At 71.5% G+C, this 14,892-nt stretch carries 15 protein-coding genes; 6 read left to right on the plus strand and 9 right to left on the minus strand.

The window, feature by feature from the left end; translation table 11 throughout:
* Positions 1-10: 10 nt before the first annotated feature.
* Positions 11-859, minus strand: a complete 849-nt coding sequence (locus ACGFYQ_RS13565) for an aldo/keto reductase (RefSeq protein ID WP_393743215.1) — start codon at positions 857-859, stop codon at positions 11-13.
* Between the two features lie 309 nt (positions 860-1,168).
* Between ACGFYQ_RS13565 and ACGFYQ_RS13570 the strand changes: the two genes are divergently transcribed.
* Positions 1,169-2,203 (plus strand): zinc-dependent alcohol dehydrogenase family protein, encoded by a 1,035-nt coding sequence (locus tag ACGFYQ_RS13570; protein WP_393743217.1) that lies wholly within the window; start codon positions 1,169-1,171, stop codon positions 2,201-2,203.
* Positions 2,204-2,247: 44 nt separating this feature from the next.
* Here ACGFYQ_RS13570 and ACGFYQ_RS13575 read toward each other — a convergent pair whose 3' ends face one another.
* A complete protein-coding gene (locus tag ACGFYQ_RS13575) occupies positions 2,248-3,165 on the minus strand; it encodes a LysR family transcriptional regulator (protein WP_393743219.1) in 918 nt (305 codons plus the stop codon).
* Positions 3,166-3,237: 72 nt separating this feature from the next.
* Here ACGFYQ_RS13575 and ACGFYQ_RS13580 point away from each other — a divergent pair, with 72 nt between their 5' ends.
* Positions 3,238-3,870, plus strand: coding sequence for a maleylpyruvate isomerase family mycothiol-dependent enzyme (locus ACGFYQ_RS13580; protein WP_393743221.1), 633 nt, complete (start codon positions 3,238-3,240; stop codon positions 3,868-3,870).
* Positions 3,871-3,952: 82 nt separating this feature from the next.
* Here the strand turns inward: ACGFYQ_RS13580 and ACGFYQ_RS13585 are convergent, their stop codons facing one another.
* On the minus strand, positions 3,953-6,508 hold the full coding sequence (locus ACGFYQ_RS13585; protein WP_393743223.1) for a discoidin domain-containing protein: 2,556 nt from the start codon (positions 6,506-6,508) through the stop codon (positions 3,953-3,955).
* A 214-nt stretch (positions 6,509-6,722) separates the two neighbouring features.
* Positions 6,723-7,238: a GNAT family N-acetyltransferase gene (locus tag ACGFYQ_RS13590; protein WP_393743225.1), complete on the minus strand. Its 516-nt coding sequence runs from the start codon at positions 7,236-7,238 to the stop codon at positions 6,723-6,725.
* 177 nt (positions 7,239-7,415) lie between these two features.
* Here ACGFYQ_RS13590 and ACGFYQ_RS13595 point away from each other — a divergent pair, with 177 nt between their 5' ends.
* The 3 genes from ACGFYQ_RS13595 to ACGFYQ_RS13605 all read left to right on the plus strand — a co-directional run bounded on the left by ACGFYQ_RS13595 (position 7,416) and on the right by ACGFYQ_RS13605 (position 9,780).
* On the plus strand, positions 7,416-8,414 hold the full coding sequence (locus tag ACGFYQ_RS13595; RefSeq protein ID WP_393743311.1) for a zinc-binding alcohol dehydrogenase family protein: 999 nt from the start codon (positions 7,416-7,418) through the stop codon (positions 8,412-8,414).
* A 190-nt stretch (positions 8,415-8,604) separates the two neighbouring features.
* Positions 8,605-8,880, plus strand: a complete 276-nt coding sequence (locus ACGFYQ_RS13600) for an isoamylase early set domain-containing protein (protein ID WP_393743227.1) — start codon at positions 8,605-8,607, stop codon at positions 8,878-8,880.
* A gap of 111 nt (positions 8,881-8,991) precedes the next feature.
* Positions 8,992-9,780 carry a VOC family protein gene (locus tag ACGFYQ_RS13605; protein WP_393743229.1) on the plus strand — a complete coding sequence of 263 codons (789 nt, stop codon included), beginning with the start codon at positions 8,992-8,994 and terminating at the stop codon, positions 9,778-9,780.
* A gap of 58 nt (positions 9,781-9,838) precedes the next feature.
* Here ACGFYQ_RS13605 and ACGFYQ_RS13610 read toward each other — a convergent pair whose 3' ends face one another.
* From ACGFYQ_RS13610 to ACGFYQ_RS13630, 5 genes are all read right to left on the minus strand, one after another.
* Positions 9,839-10,090, minus strand: coding sequence for a DUF6213 family protein (locus ACGFYQ_RS13610; RefSeq protein ID WP_393743231.1), 252 nt, complete (start codon positions 10,088-10,090; stop codon positions 9,839-9,841).
* 197 nt (positions 10,091-10,287) lie between these two features.
* On the minus strand, positions 10,288-10,692 hold the full coding sequence (locus ACGFYQ_RS13615) for an actin-binding ADF family protein (protein WP_393743233.1): 405 nt from the start codon (positions 10,690-10,692) through the stop codon (positions 10,288-10,290).
* 102 nt (positions 10,693-10,794) lie between these two features.
* A complete protein-coding gene (locus tag ACGFYQ_RS13620; protein ID WP_393743235.1) occupies positions 10,795-12,849 on the minus strand; it encodes a protein kinase in 2,055 nt (684 codons plus the stop codon).
* A 92-nt stretch (positions 12,850-12,941) separates the two neighbouring features.
* The gene (locus ACGFYQ_RS13625; protein WP_393743237.1) at positions 12,942-13,199 is read right to left on the minus strand and encodes a hypothetical protein; all 258 of its coding nucleotides are present in this window, start codon (positions 13,197-13,199) and stop codon (positions 12,942-12,944) included.
* Complete coding sequence (locus ACGFYQ_RS13630; protein ID WP_393743239.1) at positions 13,186-13,503, minus strand: DUF6400 family protein; 318 nt, start codon at positions 13,501-13,503, stop codon at positions 13,186-13,188. The genes ACGFYQ_RS13625 and ACGFYQ_RS13630 overlap by 14 nt, the downstream gene beginning before the upstream one ends.
* A 230-nt stretch (positions 13,504-13,733) precedes the next feature.
* On the opposite strand from ACGFYQ_RS13630, the gene ACGFYQ_RS13635 reads away from it, so the two are divergent.
* Positions 13,734-14,801, plus strand: coding sequence for a serine hydrolase domain-containing protein (locus ACGFYQ_RS13635; RefSeq protein ID WP_393743241.1), 1,068 nt, complete (start codon positions 13,734-13,736; stop codon positions 14,799-14,801).
* Positions 14,802-14,892 lie beyond the last annotated feature (91 nt).

A 14,892-nucleotide genomic window follows, 5' to 3' on the forward strand; every position in this document is an offset into this window, starting at 1 on the left:
CAGGGACGCATCAGTCGTGGATACGGGCATTGCCGAGCTGGCTGACGGCGGCCGGGTCCCAGTGGGCGAAGAACAGGGAGCGTCCGGTGTCCAGGGCGGCGATGCGGGCCATCTGGTCGTCGATGAGCTCGAAGTCGAAGACGTCGATGTTCTCGGCCATGCGGTCGGCGCGGACCGACTTGGGGATGACGACGACCTGCCGCTGGACGAGCCAGCGCAGCACGACCTGCGCCACGGACTTGCCGTGCTGTGCGCCGATCTCGCCGAGGACCGGGTGGGTGAAGAGGTCGTTCTTGCCTTCGGCGAACGGCCCCCACGATTCGATCTGGACGCCGCGCTCGCGCATCAGGTCCTGGTCGGCGGTGCGCTGGAAGAAGGGGTGGGTCTCGATCTGGTTGACCGCGGGCGTGATCTCGTTGTGGTCGCTGAGGTCGACGAGCCGGTCGGGGTAGAAGTTCGACACGCCGATCGCCTTGGCACGGCCCTCGCGGTTCAGGCGCTCCATGGCGCGCCAGGACCCGTAGACGTCGCCGAAGGGCTGGTGGATCAGGTACAGGTCGAGGTAGTCGAGCCCGAGGTTGCGCAGTGAGGTGTCGAAAGCGCGCTGGGTGTTCTCCTCGCCCGTGTCCTGGACCCACACCTTGGTGGTGACGAACAGTTCTTCGCGGGGGATGCCGCTGTTCTTGATGGCGCGGCCGACGGCCTCCTCGTTTCCGTACGCGGCCGCGGTGTCGAGGAGCCGGTAGCCGGCGGCCAGGGCGTCGGTGACGGCCTGCTCGGTCCGGCCCGGCGGGATCTGGTAGACGCCGAAGCCGAGGATGGGCATCTGGACGCCGTTGTTCAGCGTGACGGTCTGCATGAAGTCTCCTTCGCTGTGGTTCGCGGGGTGGTTCGGGACGGTCGGACTCGGGCGCGTGCCGGGTGCCGGGTGCCGAGCACTCCAGCAGCAGTTCGACGCCTGGCCGGACGGTGCGGCTGGGCGCGGCGGGCGCGCAGGAAGTGCGCGAGCTCGCTGCCGCTGGTGTGCTGGTCGGGAGCCACCGGCCCAGTTTTGCAGCCCTGCGGGCCACGCGCCGGGAGCGTGGGAGCCCTGTCACTCTCACGAACCGACCCGGTCCCCGGACCCGGCTTCCGGGAAACCATCCGACCGAAAGGCGAGATCCTTCCCATGCGAGCAACCCTGATCTACGGTGCCGGCGACGTCCGTGTCGAGAACGTCCCCGACCCGCGCGTCCAGCAGCCCACCGACGCGGTCGTCCGCGTCCTGAGCTCGTGCATCTGCGGCAGCGACCTGTGGCCCTACGGCTCCAAGCCGGCCGAGGAGCACGGTGACAGGATCGGCCACGAGTTCCTCGGCGTCGTCGAGGACATCGGCCGGGAGGTGACCGGCCTCAGCCGCGGCGACGTCGTCGTGGCGCCGTTCGTGTGGGCGGACAACACCTGCGACTTCTGCCGCGAGGGCCTGCAGACCTCCTGCCGCCACGGCGGCTACTGGGGCGCGGACGACGTCGACGGCGGCCAGGGCGAGGCCGTACGCGTCCCGCAGGCCGCCGGCACCCTCGTCAAGCTCCCGGTCGGCGAGGACTCCGCCCTGCTGCCCTCCCTGCTGACGCTCTCAGACGTCTTCCCCACCGGCCACCACTGCGCCGTCACCGCCGGTGTCGACGAGCGCACCACCGTCACCGTCATCGGAGACGGCGCCGTCGGCCTGTGCGCCGTGCTGGCCGCCAAGCGCCTCGGCGCGGAGCGGATCATCCTGATGGGCCGGCACAAGGACCGCACCGACCTGGGCCGCGCCTTCGGCGCCACCGACGTCGTCGCCGAACGCGGCGACGAGGGCATCGAGAAGGTACGGGAACTCACCGGCGGCGACGGCACCCACACCGTGCTGGAGTGCGTCGGCCTGGAACCTGCCCTCGACACCGCCTTCGGCGTCGTACGCGCAGGCGGAACCGTCTCCAGGGTCGGCGCCCCCCAGTACGAGACGGTGAAAATGGGCTTCCCGCTGTTCATGCGCAACATCACCCTCACCGGCGGCGTCGCCCCCGCCCGTGCCTACATCGAGGAACTGCTGCCCGACATCCTGGACGGCAGCGTCCAGCCCGGACGCGTCTTCGACCGAACCCTGGGCCTGGACCAGGTCGCGGACGGCTACCGGGCCATGGCCGACCGCGAGGCCCTGAAGGTCCTCGTCCAGCCCTGAACCCGTCACCGTACGGGTCCCGCCGTACGGGCACCCGGCGCCGGTCAGCCGGGCCCTGGCACGGCCAGGGTCGCCCGGAGCAGGCGCAGGAAGGCCGTGGCTGCCGGGCTGGACGGGCCGTCCGTACGCCAGGCCAGCGCTACCCGGCCGCGTAGCCGGGGGTGGGTGATCTCCAGCGTACGCAACCCGAGGGCTGACGCTTCGTCGGCCTGGAGGGCCGGGACCACCGCCACGCCGAGACCGCGGGCGGCGAGCTGTGCGAGGAACAGCGGAGCGGCCGCTTCGAAGGCGATACGGGGCTGGAACCCGGCCCGCGCGCAAGCGCGGTCCAGTACCCCTCGGATGCCCGTGCCGCGGGGCAGGCTGATCAGCGGGCGATCGCGGAGCTCGGCCAGCGGAATGCTCATGCGGCCCGTGTGCGCGAGGACGGGGTCGTCCCGGGCGACGGCGGCGACCAGGGGTTCGTCGATCACGACCTGGAGGGAGATGCCCGGTGGGGGTTCCTCGCCCGCGAGTCCGATCACGGCGATGTCGAGTTCGCCGCGATGCAGCGCGGCGAGCATCCGCTCGGACGTGTCTTCGGACAGGGCGATCTCGACCTGCGGGTGGTCATGGTGGAAGTCGGCCAGGACGGAAGCCAGGTCGAACGCGTGGGCGGCGGCGCCCGAGAGGAAGCCGATCGTGACGTGGCCGCGGAGCAGTCCGGTGAACTCGTCCACGGTCTGCCGTACCGCTTCGACCGCGGCGAGCGCGGCCCGCGCGTACGGCAGGACGGCCTCACCTGCCTCCGTCAGGGTCACCGACCGGCCGGAGCGGTCCAACAACGGCTGCCCGAGCTCCTTTTCGAGCTGCCGCACCTGGGCGCTCACCCCTGGCTGCGCCAGGTGCAGGCGGGCGGCGGCACGGGTGAAGTTTGCTTCCTCCGCCACCGTGACGAAGTACCGCAGCTGCCGAATGTCCATAACTGATGATGCTAGCTGCGAGACATGCAAACTCTTGGACTTATGACAGGGGTTGCCGAGACCCTTGAGGCCATGGGGAACACGACGCACCGGAAATCAGTGGCGGACATCAGAGCGGCGATCGCGGCCGAGCGCCGGGAACTGGCCGCCATGCTGGACGGCTTGTCGGCCGGGGACTGGGACGCTCCGACCTTGTGCGCGGGGTGGCGGGTACGGGACGTCGCGGCGCACATGACAATGGGGTTCCGGTACCCCCTCTCCAAGGTGGCGTGGGAACTCGTCCGAGCGCGGGGCAACCTCCACCGGATGACCGATCGGTGCGCCCGCAAGGACGCGGCCGGCTACGCGACGCGCGAGCTCGCCGCATTCCTCCGTGACAACGCGGATCACCCCTGGAAGCCGCCGGTCGGCGGGTTCGAGACGGCCTTGGGCCACGATGTGATCCACGGCCTGGACATCACGGTCGCCCTGGGCCTCGGCCGCCGGGTTCCGGAGGACCGCTTGCGCATCCTCTTGGAGAGCATCGACGCCAGGACCTTGAAGTTCTTCGGAGCCGACCTCAAGGGCATCGAACTCCGTGCCACCGACCTCGACTGGACCTTCGGTACCGGCCGGCCTCTCTCGGGCGCCGCCCAGGACCTCCTCCTGCTCGCATACGGCCGACGGCTCCCGCCGGGGCGCCTCCACGGCGCATCACACAACTAGCGGCGGGCAGCGGAGTCCATCGTTCAGTGCCGGTCGAGACGGGCGGTGTCCGGCCGGTTCGTGCCGGACACCGCCCGTAGGGTCAGGAGATGGTGACGAACTGGGCGATGCTCGGTACCCCCTGGGCGTCGAGGGCGAAGAGCATGTAGGTGCCCGGCAGGACCACACCGGGGTCAGCGGGGATGGACACCGTGTACGCGCCGGATCCCGTGGCCGTGGACACGAGAGGGACCCGCCGCTGGTCGTTGTCGGTGGAGTGGGTCGCGGCAGCGGCCCGCATCAGGACGAAGGACGCCACCGGGGTCTGGGTGCTCACCGTGAGCGACGCGCCGGGGGTCGTCCTGGAGGGCACGCCTCCCGTGATGGCAGGACGCGGCTTCGGCGATCCGTCCGCGTTGAGCAGGTACGGCGGTGTGAAAACGGCCCCGTCCGGGTGGTTGGTCGCGCAGTCACCGCACAGGCCCCCGCCACCGGAGAATATCCGCCCGTCCGGCAACAGGTTGGCCACGCTGTGGTAGTTGCGCGGGATGGCCATGGTGGCGAGCGGGGTGAAGCCGCCGGTCGACGGGTCCCACAGCTCGGGGGTCAGAACGGAGGTCGCGTCGCTGAACGGCACCGGATAGGACTGTCCGCCGAAGACGGCCACCTTGCCGTCGGGCAGGACGACGCTGTTGCTGAAGCCGCGGGCGTACTCCATGTCGCCGGTACGGGCGGCCTGGACCTGGCTGCTGCCCGAGATGCCCACCGTGTAGGCGCGCCGGGTGGCGGGGGTCTTCTCGTACGCGGGCGAACCGCCCAGGGTGAGCAGCTTGCCGATGTCGTAGGAGACGGCGTTGCCGGTCATGGCGTCCTGGCTGTCGGCCCGGGTGCCGGCGGCGGTGATGCTGCCCTGGCCGGCGGTCGAGATCCAGTTCATCTGCTTGCTCGGACCCAGTTGCAGTACCTTGCCGCCCGAAGTGGCGTGCAGCCACATGTGGTTGTCGGCGCGGTAGGGTCCGGCCGGGTCGGCCGTCAGCGCCGGGGTGGCGGGAACGCCCGGGAGCGTCCGCCAGGTGCGGGTGTCCGGCGACCAGACCTCACCGGCCTTGTCGCCTGCGGTTCCGCTCCAGGATCCGCCCAGGACGAAGGCCTCACCGGTGGAGAGCAGTGTCATGGCCTGGTAGCCGCGGGCGATGTTCATGCTGGTGGTGGCGGACCAGGTATTGGTGGCCGGGTCGTAGATGCTCGCCTTTTCCGCGTTGCTGCCCCCGGTGACCAGCACACGGCCGTCGGCCAGCATGGCTATGCCGGGACAGAACATGTCGTGGCCGGTGTTGTCGATGCGGCGCTGGGTGACCTTGCCGGTCTTCAGGTCCAGGATCGCGGTCTGGGTGTAGCCGTTGCTGCCGCCGAAGCGGTCGACCGCGTACGCGGACCAGGCGAGCAGCTTGTCGCCCGGCAGGGCGGCGGTGGCCACGGGCACCAGGGGGAAGCCGGTGATCCGGTCCCAGGTTCCGTGGACGGCCGGGCTGGCCGGTCCGCTCAGGCGTATCTCACCTGCCGAGGTCCACGGACCGCGTCCGCCGGCCTCGGTGGTCACGGTCAGACGTATGAAGCGCGTGTTCTCGGTACGAGTGAACGTGGCGGTCTTGACGGTGTCGTCGTCCCGCCAGCTACCGGCGGCGACCGGCGCGCCGAAGGCAGTGCCGTCGGTGCTGGTGGTGACGGTGTACGCGCCTGCCCGGCCGTTGGCCCAGTCGGTGCGGGGGTGGTAGACGAGTGCGGAGACGACTGCCGTGCGGTGCATGTCGATGGTGATGCTGTGCGGCAGGGGAGTGGGGGTGCCGCTCCATTTGCTGTGCCAGATGGTGTTGGCGTTGCCGTCGAGTACGTTGGCCGCGCGGCCGTTCTCGCCGCTGGTCTCCTCGTCGCTCGCCGCGGCCGTCCACCCGGTCCGGGACAGGTCGACGGTGGCTTGCGGGGTGCCGGGGTCGCCCAACAGGTTGATCTCGGAGGCAGAGGTCCAGGGCCCGCGGCCGCCGGCCTCGGTGAGCGCCGTCAGACGTACGAACCGGGCCCCCTGTGGGGCGAACCCGAGCGTCTTGGCGCTGCCGTCGTCCGCGAGCGTGCCGGAAGCGACCGGGCTCGCCCAGCTCTGTCCGTCCGCGCTGACACTGATGCTGTACTCACCGACGCGCCCGTTGGCCCAGTCGGTGCGGGGGTGGTAGACGAGTGCGGAGACGACTGCCGTGCGGTGCATGTCGATGGTGATGCTGTGCGGCAGGGGAGTGGGGGTGCCGCTCCATTTGCTGTGCCAGATGGTGTTGGCGTTGCCGTCGAGTACGTTGGCCGCGCGGCCGTTCTCGCCGCTGGTCTCCTCGTCGCTCGCCGCGGCCGTCCATCCGGTCCGGTCGAGAACCGGAGCCATGGGTTCCATGGCGTTCGCCGGAGCGACGCCGTGGTGCGGGGACTGCTTCGCCGTCTGCTGGTCGAAGGGCACCGGCGCGGGTCGGGGCCCCGGGGCGCGGCCGGCCGCTGCCGTGCTCCCGACCCCGAGCCACGGCGTCAGCCCGATCAGCAGCGAGCCGATGCCGAAGGCTATGAGCAGGTGGGAACGGCGTAGCAGACGTATTGAGGCGAGGAAGCGCCTGGACTGCAATCTGACCTCCTGGGGCGAACTGGTGTGCCCGTAGAAGATAGGTCAGAGAAGAGCAACTCGCCCATAATAAAAGAGAGTTGTTATGAAATGGCATGACTGGCCGCTGCTGCTCGTGGCGCGAGACGGCACCGGCCGTTCCGGCCGGGTGCTCCTCGTCAGCCGAACTGGCCGGGCTGGTCCCCGTCGTGTGTCTCTCCTGTCGCGCCGCGCCGGCTCAACCGTCAACGCCGAGGCGGCAGTCGAGCTCCATGCACACCAGTTGGTCCCGCTCGTCCCACGACTCGGTGACGGTGAACCCGAGCCGCTCGTACAGGGCAATGGCACCCGTACGCCACTTCCACACCGACAGGCCGACCGTACTGACGCCGCTTTCCGCAGCGTGCGCAAGCGCGGCGCCGATGAGCCTGGACGCGATACCCCTGCCCCGGAATGCCGGGTCCGTCCACAGCCTCTTGACCTCTGCCCGACCTTCTTCGGGGGCGGTCACCACAAGACAGCCCATGGCGGTGTCCCCGCTCGACGCCACCAGCACGACATCGTCGACGAACGCCGTCTGCGGGTCCAGGACCTCCGTCCGGTACCGGTCCGGCAGTCCGTCCACACCAGCGACGGCCGCACCCTTCTCGGCTTCGGTCCGCAGATGGTAGGCAGCCAACAGCTCGGCCAACCCGTCCTCGGGAGGAATCCGACCCGGCCGGCGGACGATGACAACCTCGCGTTGATCAGTCATGGCGCCAGCATCACACGACCCGTGCCCGACGCCTGACGCGCGCCCTGGGCCGGGCCGGGCAGCCCGACACGCAGCCGACAGGTCCACCGCCCCCGCAGAGGGCCATGTCACGGTGCATTCGTGTGGAAGGAGGTGGCGGGAATGGCCGACGGCCTCAGTACCCGGATTCCCGAGACGATGCGGGCCTGGGTGGCCCCCGCCGGCCGTCCGGGGACGGTCGAACGCGTCGAGCTGCCCGTCCCGGTGCCGGCGGCGGACGAGCTGCTGGTCGAGGTGCGCGCGTGCGGGGTGTGCCGGACGGATCTGCACGTACGTGACGGCGACCTGCGGCCTCACCTGGAGCGGGTCGTGCCGGGCCACGAGGCGGTGGGCGACGTCGTCGCTGCCGGCGACGGGGTCACCGCACCGGTGGTGGGCACCCGGGTGGGCATCCCCTGGCTGCGCAGGACGTGCGGAGCGTGCCGGTACTGCTCGCGGGGCCAGGAGAATCTGTGTCCCTCGTCCCTCTACACCGGCTGGGACGCACACGGAGGCTACGCCGAGTACGCGACCGTGCCCGCGCGCTACGCCTACGAGATGCCCGCCGGGTACAGCGCGGAGGAGCTGGCCCCGCTGCTGTGCGCGGGAATCATCGGCTACCGGGCCCTGAACCGCACCGAACTGCCCCAGGGCGGCCGCCTCGGCATCTACGGATTCGGCGCGTCCGCCCACCTCACCGCACAGCTCGCCATCGCCCGAGGTGCCGTCGTCCACGTACTCACCCGCTCCCCGGCCGCACAGGCGCTCGCCCTGGACCTCGGTGCCGCCTCAGCAGGCGACGCCCGCACCGGTCCGCCCGAGCCGCTCGACGCCGCGATCCTCTTCGCCCCGTCCGGCGCCCTCGTCCCCGTGGCCCTGGAGGCACTGGACAGCGGCGGAACACTCAGCATCGCGGGCATCCACCTCTCCGACATCCCCTCGCTGGACTACCAGCGCCACCTCTTCCGCGAACGGACCGTCAGGAGCGTCACCGCGAACACCCGCCAGGACGGACGCGACTTCCTCGCCGCCGTGGCCGCGCACCGACTGCGCCCGACACTGACCGTGTACGACTTCACACACGCCGCGACCGCCCTGGACGACCTCGCGGCCGGCCGGGTCGAGGGAGCGGCGGTGCTGCGCATGCCCGCCCGCTGAGGGTCACCTGGCTCCTTCCAGCGGCCGCGGGGTCCGGTGGAGACGGGGACCGCCCGGATGCGTACCCCACAACGTCACCCCGGTGGTGTCACGCCGTGTCGCCGGTTGGCCGTGTCGGCGTGCGCCGGGACCGGGGCCAGGAGCAGGATGGTCGCGCTCCCCTTCCCCATTTCCGCAGGAGGCACCCCCCGTGCTTGAACGCAAGCAGCGCAAGGACCGGACCGAGGTCACCTTCGTCCTCCCGGCGGACATCCCGCCCGGGCCGGTCAGCGTCGTCGGTGACTTCAACGACTGGGACCCGCACGCACACCCCCTCGTGCCGCGGAGGGACGATGCGCGAGCCGTCACGGTCGCCCTGCCCCGGAAGACCAGCCATTCCTTCCGGTACCTGGCGGCCGGTGACTACTGGTTCAACGATGACTCCGCCGACGGTCAGGACGGCCCCAACAGTCGCCTGCACACCTGACCGGACACGTGCCCGGCCGCCTGACCGGGTGCGGATACCGGAAGGGCCGCCCCACGGCCGCGCACGAGCGGTGCGGGCGTGGAAAGGCGCGGGGCGGGAAGGAGAACGATCATGGTCCAGATGACGGCGGACGTCGTGGGTGCGCCGTGCTGGCTGAGCCTCATGGCACGTGACCTGCATGCGGCGGAGAGCTTCTACCACGCCGTGCCCGGCTGGACCTTTCGAAAGGGCGGTCTCGGGCAGGCCTTCTCCGTCGCCGAGCTGGACGGTGTGCCGGTCGCGGGCATCGGAGCAGTGGCCGGCGAGTTCGAGGTACCCGTGGCGTGGACCGCCTACTTCGCTGTCGACGATGCCGACGCCGCTGTCGCGCGTATCCGCGAGAGCGGCGGCACCGTCGGCCTCGGCCCCGTGAACTACCCGCCTCGCGGTCGGGCGGCCCTGGCCACCGACCGCGAGGGCGCGGCCTTCGGCATCTGGGAGGGCCGCGTCCTGTCCGAGTGGCGGGTGGGGGACCGCGAGGCACCCGCGTGGCTGGAACTGCACACCAAGAACGCGTTCGACGCCGCCGTCTTCTACGGCGAGGTCCTCCAATGGGCAGACGGGAGCGACGGCTCCTGCGAGGTCTCGTACGAGGAGGACCAGGTCGTCCTGCGGCACGACGGGCAGGCCGTGGCACGCTTGAACAGCGGACCGGTCGAGAGCGGATCCCCCAAGCCCCAGTTGCGGCCCCGCTGGCTGGTCCACTTCAAAGTCCCCGAACTGGGCGCCGCCAAGGCCGCGGCGGTCGAGCACGGCGGCAGCGTCGTCACGGACAACCCATGGCTCGGCGGCGGGCAGCAGGCCACGGTGCGGGACCCGGACGGCGGCCTGTTCACCCTCGACGAGTCACCGGCCGCCTAGGACCCCCAGTGGCTGCCGTCCCCTGCGGCCATTGACGAGGTGGACGGCGTCCTGGACCTCAGCGCGGCGGCGAGCCGCTTCCCGCGCTCCGGGCCGGCATGAAGGCGATGCACTCGACGTCGATCTGATCGGCGATCTCGCTCAACACCTCGGCCAGGGCCATCACCGTCCCGGGATCGAGATCCGTCTCCCCGGCATCCGTCGACTGCAGCCAGCCGGCCGCGAGGCGTCGCATCAGGGCGGTGACCTGCTCGGCGGGCATCAGCAGATGGCCGCCCACGACCCAGACCAGTGGTACCGGTGCGTTCATCGTCAACCACCTCCGCCGATCGGGTCTCCGGCCGGATGACGACCACCCGGCACGGCGCATGCGGGGCACACTCGCCGTGAGGCGCAGGGCATCTGCGGCTCGTCCGCTGTCCGCGCCTGCCCGCCCGTGGAGCACGCAACCCGTGTGCCCGCGTGCATTTCCGGTGACCGCCGGCGAGTGCGCCGGACGGATCCGGGTCAGGAGGCGCGGGAGACGAGCTCGTCGTACTGCACGTCGGCGAGGCCGGTGGCCTGTACGCACAGGTTGATCCTGTCGAGCGCGTCGCGCAAGGCCTGGCAGCCGGAGGCGAGGACCGTCCTCTGCTCGGCGGCCGTGCCTTCGGGGGACCAGGAGATCAGCACGATCTCGTTCCTGCGGGCCCCGTCCGCCGCCGCGAATGCCAGTTCGTACGCGACGAGCCGGGGCTCGCCGGCCGGCAAGGCCTCCAGAAGCTCGTCGTGCGTCAGATTCCCCTCGAACTCGGGAACGACGCTGGCCAGGTCGTCACTGAGCCGGTAGATCACCGTGTTGACGTCCCGGTTTCCCGTCAGTTCCCGGAACGCGGCGACACAACTCTCCTCCACGGAGATACCACTGCTCACGGCACCACATCCCTTCCGGCCACCCACGGCGTGCAGATCGAGCGGTTCAACGAGGCGGCCCCGGCCGAGGTTGCGGGCGGGCGATGACGGGCGCCGGAGGTCTCAGCGCCAGGCGGGATGACCTTCGGACGAGGTGCCGCCGGTGAGCGTGCGCTCGCCGGTCCTGTCCGTGCGTACGGCCCAGACCACGGGCTTCTCGTAGGGGCCGCGGACGAAGGCGACCCAGGTCCCGTCGACGGACCAGGCGGGGTCCATCTCATGGGCGCCGGTGGCCACCAGTTCACGATCGTCGGTGCCGTCGGCGTCCACGAGACGGATGTCGCCCTGAGTGCCCGTGCCGTAGGTTCCCGCGGTGTACGCGAAGGTCGTGCTGTCCGGGGACCACACGGGGTCGAGCGCCGGATGGGGCAGCCTGGTCACCTGCTGGGGGGCGCGGTCCGGGGCGGCGGGGTCGACCACGTGGATCTGCCAGTTCTCGGGCTCCGTCTGCAGACAGACGGCGATGCGCTTGCCGTCAGGCGACCACGCGGGATCCTCGACCTGGCCCACGCCCGAGGTGAGCTGGCGAGCGGCGCCATCGGCGACGCCGACGACGAACAGTTGCTGTACGCCGTCCTTCTTGCGCAGTACGGCGAGCTGGCTGCCGTCCGGCGACCAGGACACCCTGCCGCCGGCGATGGAGGCGATCCGCCGTGCGTTCGAACCGTCGGCCTTGGCGATCCAGACGGCCGAGCCCTCGGGAGTGGTGCGGGTGAATGCGAAGGACGTGCGGTCGGGGGACCACTGGGGCAGGGTGTCGCAGGCGCCCGCCGCGATGAGCTGCCGGGGGACGTCCGTCGCGGTGTCCCGGCGGGCGATCACGCCGTGACACGTCCCCGGCCAGCCCGGCGCGGTGTCCTGCCGGATCAGCAGGGGGTCGGTGGGGAAAGGGGCAGGGGCAGGGGCGGAGCCGGTGGGCGTGACGGCGCCGGGCTTGGCATTGTCCTTGGGGGAGCCGGTCCAGGGCTGCCACAGAAGCAGGCCGACGGCCGCGAGGGAGGTCAGGAACGCTACCGCCATGACGGTGCGGCGGCGCCCGGGCGGCCCGCCAACCGTCGGCGGCACGCCTGTGGGCGCGGGGGAGGGCGAAGGCGTGGGCGAGGGCGGGGGTGAGGGGGTGAGCGGCGCCGCCGGCCGCGCGTCCACCGCCGAGGTCACGGTCCGCGGCTGTTCCGTACGGGGCTCCGGACCCACGATCCGGGGGTCGTCCGATTCCGGCGGCGCATCGGGCGCGGCGGGAGCGGGATGCGCCGTGGGCTCCTGCCGGGGGAGCAGTTGCGTCGCCGCGTCCGGCAGCCAGCAGTCACCGGCCGGGTGGCGGACGGTCAGGCTGCCGAGGAAGGCCGACGGTGTGGGCCGTGCCTCCGGGTCCTTGGACAGGCAGGCGGCGATGGCTTCGCGGAGTTCGCCGGGGACGGCGGAGAGGTCCGGCTCCTCATGGACGACCTTGTAGTGCCTGGCCGCCGACGGGCCGTCGCCGAAGGGGGAGCCGCCCGCTGCCTGGGTGAGCACCACCCCCAGAGCGAACATGTCGACCGCAGGGGTGACGGCGCCGCTGGTGAGTTGCTCGGGTGCCAGGAATCCCGGCGTGCCGATCTGCAGGCCGGTCTGTGTCAGAGCCGTTCCGTCCAGGGCGCGCGCGATGCCGAAGTCGATGACGCGCGGCCCGTCCTCCGCGACGATGATGTTCGCGGGCTTGAGGTCGCGGTGGATGACCCCGGCCCGGTGGATCGCCTCCAGCGCCTCGGCCAGGCTGGCCGCCAGCACGGTGAGGGTGTCCGGAGGCAGCGACCCGACGCGCGCGAGCACCGCTTGCAGGGTGGGGCCGGGGACGAAGGCGGTTACCAGCCAGGCCGGCTCCCCGTCCGGGTCGGCGTCGACGACCGGTGCGGTGTGGAAGCCGCCGACCCGCCGTGCGGCCGCCACCTCGTCGGCGAACCTGCGCTTGAACCCGGGTTCGGTGCTCAGCTCGGGACGTACGACCTTGACGGCGACAGCCCGGCCGGACTGGGACCGGCCCAGGTAGACGACGCCCATGCCCCCCTGGCCGAGCCGTCCCACGAGCCGGTAGCGGCCCTCGCCGACCGACGTGGGATCGCCCGTTTCGAGCGGCTTCATGGGTCCCCCGTTTCACACCTCGCGCGATGACAGCCTCTCACTACCCGCCGCGCCGCGTACCAGTCAAGCGAGGTCCTTCTCCGCCACCGGCCTCAGGGTCGCGACAGGCCGCTGGTGATGCGGTTCCACAGGGAGCGGGTGGCCCCGAAGCCGGTCTCGTGCACCCAGATGTGGGTGCAGCCCGGGCACTGCAGGTGGAGCAGGCTTCCGGTGTTGGACAGCATGTAGCGCCAGTGCCGGGAGCAGTTCCGGCCCTCCCCGCACGGTGCGCACGCGCGGGTGTCGAGGCAGTTGGGGCAGGGCACCCAGGCACGGCGTCCCAGGTCGGCTTGCGGGTCAAGGGGCAGCATGGCCGCTCCTGCGCCGGGGGAGCACGTCGGCCGCGACCAGGTCGTCGTACAGGCGCTGCTGCTGCTCGTCGAGACCGGAGTAGAGCAGGTCGTACGCCGCGTCCTCGCCACGCAGTACCTCGATCGGGTCCCAGTCGGCGCCCAGAGCGGCCATCACCTGGGCCCGTCGGAGTACCTCCTGGGAGGTGAGGTCGACGGTGAAGTCGATCAGCCCGGGGGTGCCCGGCCGTCCGGGGGCGGGCGAGCGGCGGTCGGCGGGGCCGGTGGGGTCGCTGGGGCCGGTGGGGGGAGTGGGCTGGGGCATGAGGCAGAACTTAGGTATCCCTTCCTTACCGGGTCAAGGGAGGGTGGGCGGAGTCACATGAGCTCGGCCGGGGCTGTCTCCGGGCCGACGGCGGGTCGCGCCGACGAGCCGGCCGGCGGCGGAAGGCGACTCCGTCGGCACCGTGGCCCGCCTCCCTGTTCCGCCGCGCCGTTCGAATGCGCAGGGTGGGGCAGTGGTTACCGTAGGTGATCTACCGGAAGGGGTTCCGCATGGACCTTCAGGAGGCGGTCGACGCGCTCGTCGCGTCCGGCGCCGAGAGCGGGCTCCAGGTCGCCGCGTACCTGCACGGCCGGCCGCTCGTCGAGGCGTACGCCGGAGTGCCCGGGCCCGGGACACTGATCCACAGCTTCTCCACCGGCAAGGGCTGCACGGCGACCCTGGTGCACATGCTGGCGGAGTGCGGGCTGATCGACTACGAGGCTCCGGTCGCGCGGTACTGGCCGGAGTTCGGGGCTCACGGCAAGGCGGGGATCACCGTCCGGCACGCCCTGACCCACACCGCCGGGATCCCCCAGCTCCCGCGCTCCCTCACCGCCGCCGAGCTGTGCGACTGGGACACGATGTGCGGGATCGTCGCCGCGGCACGGCCGTTGTGGGAGCCGGGTTCCGGCAGCGGCTACCACGGCTGGACCTTCGGGTGGATCCTCGGGGAGACCATCCGCCGCGTCACCGGCCTGACCCCGGGGCAGGCACTGCGGCAGTACGTTGCCGAACCCCTAGGGATCGCCGACGAGGTGTACTTCGGGCTGCCGGAGTCCGAACTGCCCCGCGTCGCACCGCTGGTGGAGGGCGACTGGGAGGCGCACCTCGCCCACCTCCCGCTGGGCGCGCCCTTCACGCGGCTCGTGGCGCCGAACCGGGGAGTGTGGACCACCGCCACCCTCGCCAACCGCCCCGCCTACCTGCGGGCCGACCTGCCCGCCTGCGGGACCATGACCGCCCGCGCCGCCGCCCGCATGTACGCGGCGCTGCTGGGCGAGGTCGACGGGGTCCGGCTGCTGCCGCCGGAGCGGCTGGCGCAGGCCGCGGCGATCGCGGTGGAGGGCAAGGACCGGATGCTGGTCAGGCACCGCACGAAGGGGCTCGGCTACTTCCTGGCCATGCCGGCGATGGACGGCGTGCCGACCGCCTTCGGCCACCACGGCAGCGGCGGCAGCATCGCCTTCGCCGACCGCGAGCGCGGCCTGTCCTTCGCCCTCACCCGCACCCGCCTGGTGGACCCCGCGAACACCACGGCCACGCTCCTCGCCGACAAGATCCGCGCGGCTGTCTCCTAGGGCCTGTGTGATGTCGTGATCATTCGGCGGTCTTCAGCAGGTCGTCGATCCAGATCATTGCGGCGCGGAGGTGGAGGCCGGCGAGGTAGCT

Source organism: Streptomyces sp. NPDC048258 (assembly GCF_043201995.1).
Lineage (GTDB): Bacteria > Actinomycetota > Actinomycetes > Streptomycetales > Streptomycetaceae > Streptomyces.

Bases quoted from the DNA above. Each gene is read 5' to 3' on its own strand.
- ACGFYQ_RS13565 (WP_393743215.1), bottom strand. From the start codon at position 859: ATGCAGACCGTCACGCTGAACAACGGCGTCCAGATGCCCATCCTCGGC.
- ACGFYQ_RS13570 (WP_393743217.1), top strand. From the start codon at position 1,169: ATGCGAGCAACCCTGATCTACGGTGCCGGCGACGTCCGTGTCGAGAAC.
- ACGFYQ_RS13575 (WP_393743219.1), bottom strand. From the start codon at position 3,165: ATGGACATTCGGCAGCTGCGGTACTTCGTCACGGTGGCGGAGGAAGCA.
- ACGFYQ_RS13580 (WP_393743221.1), top strand. From the start codon at position 3,238: ATGGGGAACACGACGCACCGGAAATCAGTGGCGGACATCAGAGCGGCG.
- ACGFYQ_RS13590 (WP_393743225.1), bottom strand. From the start codon at position 7,238: ATGACTGATCAACGCGAGGTTGTCATCGTCCGCCGGCCGGGTCGGATT.
- ACGFYQ_RS13595 (WP_393743311.1), top strand. From the start codon at position 7,416: ATGCGGGCCTGGGTGGCCCCCGCCGGCCGTCCGGGGACGGTCGAACGC.
- ACGFYQ_RS13605 (WP_393743229.1), top strand. From the start codon at position 8,992: ATGGTCCAGATGACGGCGGACGTCGTGGGTGCGCCGTGCTGGCTGAGC.
- ACGFYQ_RS13610 (WP_393743231.1), bottom strand. From the start codon at position 10,090: ATGAACGCACCGGTACCACTGGTCTGGGTCGTGGGCGGCCATCTGCTG.
- ACGFYQ_RS13620 (WP_393743235.1), bottom strand. From the start codon at position 12,849: ATGAAGCCGCTCGAAACGGGCGATCCCACGTCGGTCGGCGAGGGCCGC.
- ACGFYQ_RS13625 (WP_393743237.1), bottom strand. From the start codon at position 13,199: ATGCTGCCCCTTGACCCGCAAGCCGACCTGGGACGCCGTGCCTGGGTG.
- ACGFYQ_RS13630 (WP_393743239.1), bottom strand. From the start codon at position 13,503: ATGCCCCAGCCCACTCCCCCCACCGGCCCCAGCGACCCCACCGGCCCC.
- ACGFYQ_RS13635 (WP_393743241.1), top strand. From the start codon at position 13,734: ATGGACCTTCAGGAGGCGGTCGACGCGCTCGTCGCGTCCGGCGCCGAG.